The following is an 11,058-nucleotide window of genomic DNA, read 5'->3' as shown; positions in this document are numbered from 1 at the left end:
GAAGTTTTCTTTGGTGTAGAAGTTTACGTTGGCGGAGTTTGCGTAGACGCGCTTGATGAGTGGTCCGCTTGAACATCGGCTGAACTTACTAGAGTTTGAATTCAGGCAAGGCAAATCGAGCCTAAATGCAAGGTCAGAGCACAGCGAATCACGCCAAGTCGCCAATCCCGAACCTGCATAGCTGTTCCCTGCCGTCGAGGGGATCTACGATAGCCGGTGGAAGTGCGAACAGCAATGAACAAATGGAGGATTTCTCTGGCACGGCAGCGATGTCCGTTTGGTTAATCAACCTCATGTCTACCCCCAAACACAGAAGTAAAGCTATTTCAACGCATGCGTACGTTCTGATACAGAGATCGCATTTTATCCAGGCAAGACGTGAGGCAGTAGTTCTGCTCAATCGTCTGACGCGCATTGCTGCCCATTCGCTGTGTTTCGGGCGGGCTTTCCAGCGTTTGCAAAACACACTCAACCCAACGCTCAATGTCGAAAAAATCGACTAGCAGTCCGTTCTGGCCATTGCGAACCATTTCTTGCACCGGAGCGGTGTTGCTTGCGATCACGGGGCACGAGCAACTCATGGCATTGAGCATTGACCATGAAAGGACAAATGGCACCGTCCAGTAGAGATGTGCGTCGCTAACCGAGAATACGCGGATGAGTTCCTCACGCGAGACCCGACCAACGAAATGAATACGGGAAAGATCAAGATCATTGTTGTCGATGACCCATTGTCGAAAGGTTTTGCCATCGGTGAACCTTGCATCACCGCCATAAGCAATCCGATCCTCACCGACAACGATAACCCGAACGTCACTTCGCTTTTTGCAGACTTGGTCGGCGACTTTTAGGAATTGGTCGCTACCTCGCATCGATTCGAATCCACGACTGACGTACGTCACGACTTTTTCGTATGGCTGAATTGTGACTCCCGCGACCATTCTTTGCGTCGCGTGTGATTCTGATAAAGAAGCGTCGCGTTTCCAAAAATCAGTATTGATGCCGTCGAAGATCGTCTGCAACTTGGGTTGATACTCCGCTGGAATCTGCTCGCGTTGAAAATCAGTAGGGCAGTAGCCGGCTTCGCAGTGATGCAGATCGAGCAACAGCATTGCGTTGCGTGCCTGCAGCCGCATCGCCGATAGTTCGCTTTGTGGCGGAAGGTCGGATCGAAAATCAAAGTCGCTGTTGTATCGGTGGTAGAAATACTCGAAGTAGCCGACTACGGGGACCTCAGGAAGAACTTCTTTTAGGAACAGAGCCGACACGAAGCCGCTATGAGCAACGATCAGGTCAGGGCGATCATGAGCGAGCGCCCCGTTGCTTCGGAACAACTGCGCAACCGACTCGGCGGCAGCATGTGAACGCCAAATTTGATTCTCGAACGTTGCTGCGCAAAAATGCGTTTGCTTGGTCGCTCCGCTCGCGGGTCTGTAGGTGACGCACTTCACCCCTTGTTGATCGCCAGAGACGCGTTCGTTTACAAATGTGCAGCGATCGCCATGCTGGGCGACCAAATTAGCGGCGATCTCACCAAATTGGGCCGGGTAGTTCGAATGCAAAAAGAGAATGTGCATAGGGTGCGCGGTTATGTGATGAGTGGTATTGTGGCATGGCGATTGATTTGGCTTTGTCTACGATAGAGACCGATCGTACATCGCAGACTCCAACGATGACACTGTCGAGTCGTGCTCATGAGTTTGTTTCTTCCAAGGATAATCCCCGAATGGCAACGCTCGGTCCCATTGCCGCCGGTACGGTACTGCCATACCGGAGACAGTACTACAGTGAAACGATAGTCGGTTCACCCAGTGCGACGCCTAGTCACGGACCAGCCGGCCTGGTTGGTCGTGAGGTTGCCAACCGACATTGGTTGGAAGCGTTGCTCAAGTATGGGAAAGAAAAGTCGCTCGGGTTCTTGCTATACCAGAACGCGGATCGAGCATCGTTGGAAGCTACGTTAGCTCAACATTCTCCCCAAGAGAAAGTGATTCGCTTGGGCCCGCTGAAGAATGCTAGATTTTGGCTTGGCCGCGGGAGCCCAAGAGTCGTTTGGGAACCGCAACCTCCATCGAGCCGTTGGAGTTGGCTGCGTCATCAACACGCACGTGACAAATTTGCTGTTTGCGGTATCACTCATGCCTTGTGCTCGCCAACTGCAATTTCCGCGCTGCGAGATTTTGTAATGTCGCCGGTCGAGCCTTATGATCGTCTCGTCTGCACATCATCCGCTGTGGCGGCAACTGCCGATGCGATTATCTCGCACTGGTCTGAATTGATGAACGAGTCTGCGCAAACAAGCAGTGCGAGTAGACGCTCAACACTGAGGCTACAGACAATTCCGCTTGGCGTTGATCTTGATCATCATCGTCCTGCTTCTTCAGATGACCGCGTGGCGGCTAGGCGTCATTTCGGGATCGCGGACGATGCCAACGTCGTTTTGTTCGTGGGGCGTTTGTCTCATCATTCCAAGAGCAACCCGCTGCCGTTGATGTTCGCTTGTGAGCAAGCCCAACGCATCACTTCCAAGCCGATCACATTGGTCATGGCGGGATGGTTCGCAAACGAGGCAGTTCGTGATGCGTTTGTTCGCGAAGCCGCACGTGTGGCTCCCAACGTCAAGGTCGGATTCGTGGACGCAACTAAGCCCAACAATCGAGATCGGGTGTGGGACCTAGCTGATGTGTTTGTGTCCTTGGCGGATAGTGTGCAGGAAACCTTCGGTCTGACGATTATCGAAGCGATGAGTCGCAAGTTGCCCGTCATTGCTAGCGATTGGAATGGCTATCGAGAATCCGTGGTGGATGAAGAAACGGGATTCTTGATTCCGACCGCGATGATACGAGGAATCGGATCAGAGTCGATTGACGAAATGATGCAGGGAGACATTACCTACGATCACTTTCTCGCACGAGTCGGACAGGGGATCTGGGTGGATCCGCACAAGGTGACACAGCGGCTAGTTGCACTTTTCCGAGATGACGGGCTTCGTCGGGCGATGGGCGATGCGGGCCGTCGCCGCGTCGAAGCTAAGTTCACTTGGCAGAATGTCATTGCAGCTACTGAAGAACTGTGGAATCAACAGCGAATGCAAATTTCCCGGTACCGTCAGGCTACCGATTCAGCACCGTCGAACGAGCTGCCAGTAGAAGCCGATGCTCCCCATCAGTATCCGGCTCGATTCATCGACCATCGCCTCGCCAACCCGACGACGGAACAACTTTTCTCTTTGTATCCTTCAGCTTGGTTGGATGCAGAGACAGCACTATGTCGAGGTGATCAAGCATTGGGCAGCCTTAACGACCTGTTTGGTTCTCCGCTTGCTAACCACAGTGGCGCAGCCAGGCTTCCGGTCGCTGCAACTCAACGGTTGTTAGATTCCTTGGGTAGCGGGACAACTGCAAGGTCGAATTCGATTGCCGCACTCAGTGTGGAACTTTCATCAGACGCCCAAGATTCAGAGCAAACCAGTTCAATGGTTGCCGAAACAGCGGCGTGGGCTTTGAAGTTTGATCTGTTAAAACTCGTCGACGCTGTTGGTCCGCGTTCGTCGTCTGCGAGGCGTGTTCGCGGTGTGAATCAGTATTCCGACGACAATCGCATTACGTTTTCAACGACATGCATGGGACGGCTTTCCCAGTTGAAGCAAACATTGCCAACGCTGGTCGCCCAGCCTCATAGTCATGTTGTGGTTGTCGACTATTCGTGTCCGGATGGTGCGGGAAATTGGGTGCGAGAGAACTTTGACACCAGCCAAGTGACAGTGGTAAGAGTCGAGGGACGAACAAAGTTTGATCGCAGCGAGGCCAAGAATGCCGGGATCTTGGCAAGTCCGACCGATTGGGTGTGCCTTGTTGATGCAGACGTCATTCTTGCACCCGACTTTGCCGATCATTTGCGAGATCGCATGAAGAGGGGGCTGTTCTTGCGGAGTTCGTCAATTCTTGAAGGCACCGGCGGAACATTCCTGGCGGAAAAGTCATCGTTTGTCAAAGCCGAACTGCACGATTGTGTCTATCAAGGTTGGGGTGAGGAAGATGATGATTTGCTGGACTCGTTGCAATTCCACGGCATCCGCGGCGATGTCTACGATGATCGTTGGGTGACTCACTTGGATCATGATGATGAATTGCGAACGCAGTTTCATGAGTGGGATGATCGCCGAATAAGTCACATGATCAATCGGCTCTATCGGAGTGCCAAATGGGACATGGCTCGCATGTCACAAGGCGTCCCACCACAACGCGCTCGGAAATTGCTCTACGCAACTATCAGCGAGCAAGTGCGACGATTGGTGAACGAGAATTCCGATGTCGATGTGGTCATCGACACGGGAGTGATGAACTGGGTTCCGCTATCGGCACGTTGTGCTCGCCAATTGGTTTACCGTATCAAGCCGGATCAAAGTATTTATCCAGGCACCTACGTGAAGCAAAACGATATCCCTGGGGAGTCCGCCTGATGAGTTTGATGGTTGCGATTCCCCACTATTTTTCCAGCCAGCACAAGGCTAACGAATCACTTCTTCACGGTTCCGAAACGGTCCAGAACCGCAGTCGACGCGCTGCAGTTTTGGCGAAGACGATTCGTTTGCTGCACCAGAATTTTGGCGCTGCTCAAGGAATGATCCAAATTCGCGATCGTCGTGTGATTCCTGTCAACGAAATGACAGACAAGTTGCTTAAGGTTGTCATGGTCACGAACCATTCGGATCATTTGTTAGGCGACATCCTGGGCGCCGACCAGGTCGTCGAGCACATCGTTGTAGATGAACCGGCAGATCAGTTGGGGTTTGCTTGTCAGCGAGTGTTGGCGGAAAGTTTGGGCCAGTACGATCACTATGCTTATTTGGAAGATGACATTTGGATTCACGATCCATTGTTGATCACAAAGTTGTCATGGTTCGTTGAGATGACCTCGCCGCGCAACGTCTTGCAACCGAATCGATACGAATGCCAAGCCTCTGGCAAGCTGCGGAAGTGTTACATCGATGGTGACGTCAGTTCTGCGGCGACCGCAAGTTTTCAAGACATTTCTGACACACCTTTCTTGGATGGTCGAGCACTAGGACGCTCGATTCGATTCATGCGACCGTTGAATCCTCATTCGGGATGCTATTTCTTGTCTTCCGAACAGCTAGAGCACTGGAGCAAGCAAACCGATTTTGCAATTCCCACGTCCGCGTTCGTGGGGCCGCTTGAAAGCGCGGCGACTTTGGGATTGATGAAACACTTCCGCGTTTACAAGCCAGTTCCCGCACACGCCTCGTTCGCAGAAATCGAACATGGCGATGCGAGGTTCATTCAGCATGTGGTTTGAGAAAACCAGCAAATCTTTGTCACGGTTCGGCCAGCATCGCTAAGCACGACCACGTCGTTACTTAATCGTCGTTACTTAGTCGCTGCGTTTGAACGAAAAAGCAACCCTCAAGGACCTGCCACACTTCCTCGGCGAGGAAGCGTGGTTGCAAATAGACTAAAGAAAGGGCTTGGCCAAGAAGCAAGGTAGCCCGCAGAGCGCGCACGCGGCTACTCTGGGGTGTACGCGAGATTGGGGCTGAGCCAACGTTCGCACTCTTGGATGCTGACTCCCTTTCGCTTGGCGTAGTCTTCGATTTGGTCCTTGGTAACTCGGTCGACCGCAAAGTAGCGAGCTTCCGGATGACCAAAGTACAAACCGCTGACGGCTGCGCCCGGGGTCATTGCGTAGCTGGACGTCAATTCCACACTCGTGTTCTTCTCAGCATCAAGCAAGTCAAACAACGTCCGCTTCTCGGTGTGATCGGGGCAAGCCGGATACCCAGCCGCCGGCCGAATGCCTCGATACTTTTCGCCGATCATTTCTTCGGTGCTGAGATTTTCCGACTGACCGTATCCCCATTCGACACGCGCTTTCTTATGTAGCAATTCGGCAAAGGCTTCGGCTAAACGATCCGCAACGGCTTGCACCATGATGGCGTTGTAGTCGTCGAGATCGGCTTTGTACTTAGCAGCAAGTTGTTCCGCGCCGATGCCGGTGGTGACCACGAAGCCACCCACGTAGTCTTCACGACCACTGTCGACTGGGGCGATGTAATCAGCGAGCGACCGATAGTCAGTCGTGCCTTTGCGTTCCCATTGTTGGCGAAGGCAATGCAGTCGCTTAAGTTCTTGGGTGCGAGTTTCGTCGGTGTAAACGATGATGTCATCGCCATCGGACGCAGCAGGCCAGAACCCATACACGGCGTTGGCGGTCAGCGAACCATTGGCGATGATTTGATCGAGGATCTTGTTAGCATCGTCGTACAGCTCTTTGGCTTGCCCACCGACAACAGCATCGTCGAAAATCTTGGGGAACTTGCCTTTAAGTTCCCATGTCATGAAGAACGGCGACCAATCGATATAAGGACGAATCTCAGCGAGTGAGTAGTCCTTCAAGACTCGCACTCCGGTAAATTCCGGCTTATCGATCTGGACTGTTTTCCAGTCCGTAGCAAAACGATTCTTCAACGCATCAGCGTAAGGCGTTAGCTTTTGAGTCCGCTCACGATAACTGGCAGCGAGTTTTTCTTGCTCTTCGACGTTGGCCCTTAAGAAAGCGTCTCGGTTGTCTGTGCTAAGTAGCTTTTCAACCACGCCGACGCTGCGACTAGCATCCATCACGTGCACAACTGGACCATCGTAAGCCGGAGCGATACGAACGGCAGTGTGCTTCGCGCTAGTGGTGGCTCCGCCGACAAGCAACGGCATGGTCATACCGGCTCGCTTCATCTCTCGAGCGACATGAACCATTTCATCAAGGCTAGGCGTGATCAGCCCACTCAAGCCAATCATGTCGGCACCTTGCTTGATGGCTTCTTCGAGGATTTTTTCGCACGATACCATCACGCCGAGGTCGATAACCTCGTAGTTATTGCACTGCAAAACGACGCCCACAATGTTCTTACCAATGTCGTGGACATCGCCTTTGACCGTTGCGATCAAGAACTTGCCACGCGCCGCGTCGTTCTCTACACCAGCAAGCCGCTTTTCCTCTTCCATGAAAGGCTCAAGGTAGGCAACTGCCTTTTTCATCACACGAGCACTTTTGACGACTTGCGGCAGGAACATTTTGCCTTGGCCGAACAAATCGCCTACAACACTCATGCCGTCCATCAATGGGCCTTCGATCACGTGCAAGCACTTGTCATAGTGTTGCCTCGCTTCTTCGGTGTCCTCGACGATGTACTTGTCGATTCCCTTGATCAACGCGTGCTGCATGCGGCCAGCGATTGGTTGTTCACGCCAGGTTAGGTCTTCACCGGATTTCTTTTTACCGGTGCCTTTCACCGATTCTGCGAATTCGAGCATGCGGTCCGTGGCATCATCACGTCGATTCCAAAGCACATCCTCGACTCGTTCGAGCAAGTCCTTGGGGATTTCTTCGTAGACTTCAAGTTGACCAGCGTTAACGATGCCCATGTCGAGGCCCGCTTGAACGGCCTTGTAGAGGAACGCGCTATGAATGGCTTCACGCACGGGGTCGTTGCCGCGAAAACTAAAGCTGATGTTGCTGACACCACCGCTGGTTTTTGCGCCCGGGCACTCTTTCTTGATCCGAGCGACGGCGTTTACAAAATCAACCGCATAGTTGTTGTGTTCGTCCATGCCCGTTGCGACGGTCAAAATGTTCGGGTCAAAGATGATGTCTTCGGGCGGGAAGTTGGCTTCCTCGGTCAACAACTTGTAGGCGCGTTTGCAGATGCGAACTTTGTTGTCCTCGTCGGCGGCTTGCCCGTCTTCGTCAAAAGCCATCACGACAGCGGCGGCACCATACTTGCGCACAAGCCTTGCGCGGCGAAGGAATTCGGCCTCACCGTCCTTGAGCGATATCGAATTGACGATCGCTTTACCTTGGACGTTTCGCAACCCCGCTTCAAGCACTTCCCATTTGCTGCTGTCGATCATCACGGGCACTGATGCCGCGACATCGTCACCAGAGATCAAACGTAAAAAGCGAGTCATTGCCTCTTCGCCATCAAGCAACGCATCGTCGAAGTTGATATCGATAATGGTTGCACCGTTTTCGACTTGTTCGCGAGCGACCTCGACCGCTTCCTCAAACTTTTCGTTGCGAATGAGGTTTGCGAACTTTCGGCTGCCAGTGACGTTGGTGCGTTCGCCGACCATGGTGAATGGGATTTCCGGACGCATCACCATCGGCAACTGGCCCGATAATCGCGTGTAGGAAGGAATCGATGACTCCTGCTTTGGCTTGAGACCTTTAACGCGTTCAGCCATCGCCGCGATGTGATCGGGCGTGGTGCCGCAACAGCCACCGAGAATATTGATCCAACCGTTTTCAGCGTATTCGCCGACTTTGTCAGCCATCGCTTTAGGCCCCAGGTCGAATTGCCCCATTTCATTGGGCAGTCCAGCGTTGGGGTGACATGAGATCGGGATCCCAGCAACTTTGGACAACTCTTCGATGTGCGGCCGCATCACGTCAGGCCCAAGAGCGCAGTTCATCCCGACCGACAACAACGGGAAGTGGTTGATCGCGGTCCAGAATGCTTCGACGCTTTGTGCACTCACAAATGTTCGCCCACCATCGGCGAAGGTTCCCGATGCCATCACGGGCACGCGGCGGCCTCCACCATCAAAGTAATCTTGAATCGCGAACAAGCACGCTTTCAGGTTAAGCGTATCGATGGCTGTTTCGGGAAGCAGGATATCGACGCCAGCTTCGCAAAGGGATTTGACCTGCGCACGATAGCTTTCGACCATCTCCATGAACGTAGTGTCACGGTGAGCGGGGTCTTCTTTGGTGCTAATTGCAAGCTGGCGAGTTGTCGGACCGATTGACCCAGCCACGAAGCGAGGTTTGTCGGGAGTCTTCTCTGTCCACTTATCGGCCGCCTTTCTAGCGCACGCGACGGCAGCGTGATTGATCTCGTCAACCAATTCCAAGGGAAGATCGAATTCGATCATTCCCACGGGCGAAGCACCGAACGAATTGGTTTCGACAATATCGCTGCCCGCAGCGTAGTAGGCATCGTGAATATCGGTGATCTTGTCAGGATGCGTGAGGCACAGGATATCGGAAAAGTTTTTCAGATCCTTGTGGTGATCAGCGAATCGGTCCCCTCGAACAGCAGCTTCATCGAATCCGAGACGCTGAATCATCGTCCCCATCGCTCCGTCGAGCAGCAATACTCGTTCGCGGATCAATTCGTTGAGCTGGGATTCAGTAGCGTTGGGTTGAAGCATGGGATTCGGGTCAGTTTCACGACTAGAGTTGAAATCGCAGCATGACGGGTAGGAAATGCTGTGATGGGGAGCGGTCAGCGAATCGCTGACGACGCAGGGGCTCTTGGCCACGGAGCATAAGAACACCGAGGGCCGAGACCAGCATTTTGGCTGGTTTTCGCTGAATGTCCACAGCTTGTTCCCGGTTCGCAGCTTTCCAAGTGGCCCGGGACGCGATTGAGCAAGCTGATTTGCAACTTGATTAGGCGAGGTTGAGTCCCCGGAACGTGATTTTTGGTCACTTAGGCACTTCGAGACCACTGAATTCGCTATTCAATCTTGCCTGATCGTTCGAGTTTGTCTATTCCGCAGATCCCTCAAGATGTGAACACTCCGATCCGATAAATGAAGAGTGCATGCATTCCATGGGGGATCGTTGACGTCTTTGCCGGCGTCGACCGCTCGTTTCACTGCAAATGAGCCAAGTCATTTTATGTTCCCCAAGACTTTTTTCATTCAAACCAGGACACTCGTATGACTGTCTCGCCGAATCGGCCTAACAACGACAGTCGTTGGCAGGCAGGCAAGCCTGCGTCGACGGCCAACGCTGCAGAACTAGGATCTACCGATCTGCCACCCACGTTGTTCCAGTTGCGAGATCTGACTCCAACAGCTCGAGGTGCGGAGGCCAAGGCGTCCTCTTTTGCTGAGCAACCAGCCAGTTCAGCGATCGAAACTGCACAGAGAAACGAGTTCGCGTCCGCAGAGTCACCGAGTTTCGGTTTTTCAGCCGACCGGTACCAGGACCTCGGCCTCGGTCGACCCGCTCCGGAAGCACTGGGCGACAATGCATTCGCCGAGCATGTCCGTAGCGAGGCAGGCTTCGGCCAAAACGGCAACCTCGACCACATGGTCTCGTCCGAACAAGATGCAAATCAGCAAACCGAGGTTCGGTCCGCTGGTCATCGTCGCGACGAAGGACAGCCTGCCGGTCGTAGTTGGATGGAAACGGTGGTTGCCCATCGCAAAGGCGTTGTGCTGCTGCTGATCGTCGTTGTGGCAGCGGTATGGACAAGTCGTCGGGGATCGTCGACTCCTGAAGATCAATTCGCTGCATCGGAATCAGTGTTGGATTTCGATGCGGGTGAGATTGTGGTTTCAGATGAGCTCGGGATTTCCGCGCCCAGTGGCGAACAAGTTCCGTTGGACAGTGTTAGCTCGACTAAGATGGCATCGGGATCATCGACATCGGGATTGATGACGCCATCTTCTCAAACGCCTTCCGCGGCGCGACCAAGCGATGCGTCTGTCGCGCACGGTGCAGCTCCCTCATACAATTTGGCGGGTGATTCGGCATCGGCCGCGCATGCACACACCGACCATGGTGTTCCTGGCGAAAATTCGCGAGTTAGACCTGAACCAACTCGGCCCGACCAAATGGATGCGACCGTTTCGCTTGGGTCGCCGGCTGTTTCGACGATCGCTAGCAACGACGCCGCGAGCAGTGAATCGGTAGTCGAACCATCGGATGAATCCCTGACGCGATCAGGTTTCGATTCATCGAATTTCGCACAATCGTCATCTTCCGACGGTTCCGTGATTCGTCCAGCATCAAGTCGCATGCCGAATCGCCCTTCGATCGATGCACCTTCGCTTGAAGAACTTGAAATGGCGGCACGTGCAGCGGATTCCGCTCCGATGCAGTTCGACGCTGCTTACGAAGAATCGGCTACACCCGCCGGCGTTGCCGATTGGTTGCAGTACCTGCCGCCGATGCCAAGCGTAGCTCCGGACGCTTCCTAGTTCCGAGGCTGTCGATTTTCCTCACTGTCTTTTGCCAATCTTTCACTGT

The 11,058-nt window shown here is 53.5% G+C and carries 5 protein-coding genes; 3 read left to right on the top strand and 2 right to left on the bottom strand.

Going from position 1 to position 11,058, the window contains the following annotated elements; genetic code table 11:
- Window positions 1-326: 326 nt before the first annotated feature.
- Window positions 327-1,577, bottom strand: coding sequence for a glycosyltransferase (locus tag Pla22_RS03195; protein WP_146513322.1), 1,251 nt, complete (start codon window positions 1,575-1,577; stop codon window positions 327-329).
- Between the two features lie 95 nt (window positions 1,578-1,672).
- Here Pla22_RS03195 and Pla22_RS03190 point away from each other — a divergent pair, with 95 nt between their 5' ends.
- Both Pla22_RS03190 and Pla22_RS03185 read left to right on the top strand, forming a co-directional pair.
- Complete coding sequence (locus tag Pla22_RS03190) at window positions 1,673-4,462, top strand: glycosyltransferase (protein WP_165440496.1); 2,790 nt, start codon at window positions 1,673-1,675, stop codon at window positions 4,460-4,462.
- Window positions 4,462-5,319: a calcium-binding protein gene (locus Pla22_RS03185; protein WP_146513320.1), complete on the top strand. Its 858-nt coding sequence runs from the start codon at window positions 4,462-4,464 to the stop codon at window positions 5,317-5,319. The genes Pla22_RS03190 and Pla22_RS03185 overlap by 1 nt, the downstream gene beginning before the upstream one ends.
- A gap of 209 nt (window positions 5,320-5,528) precedes the next feature.
- On the opposite strand, the gene metH is transcribed toward Pla22_RS03185, so the two are convergent.
- The gene (metH, locus tag Pla22_RS03180; protein ID WP_146513319.1) at window positions 5,529-9,227 is read right to left on the bottom strand and encodes a methionine synthase; all 3,699 of its coding nucleotides are present in this window, start codon (window positions 9,225-9,227) and stop codon (window positions 5,529-5,531) included.
- A gap of 513 nt (window positions 9,228-9,740) precedes the next feature.
- Between metH and Pla22_RS03175 the strand changes: the two genes are divergently transcribed.
- The gene (locus tag Pla22_RS03175; RefSeq protein ID WP_146513318.1) at window positions 9,741-11,009 is read left to right on the top strand and encodes a hypothetical protein; all 1,269 of its coding nucleotides are present in this window, start codon (window positions 9,741-9,743) and stop codon (window positions 11,007-11,009) included.
- Window positions 11,010-11,058 lie beyond the last annotated feature (49 nt).

Source organism: Rubripirellula amarantea (assembly GCF_007859865.1).
GTDB classification, from domain to species: Bacteria; Planctomycetota; Planctomycetia; order Pirellulales; family Pirellulaceae; genus Rubripirellula; species Rubripirellula amarantea.
This window is presented reverse-complemented; position numbering and strand designations above follow the sequence as displayed.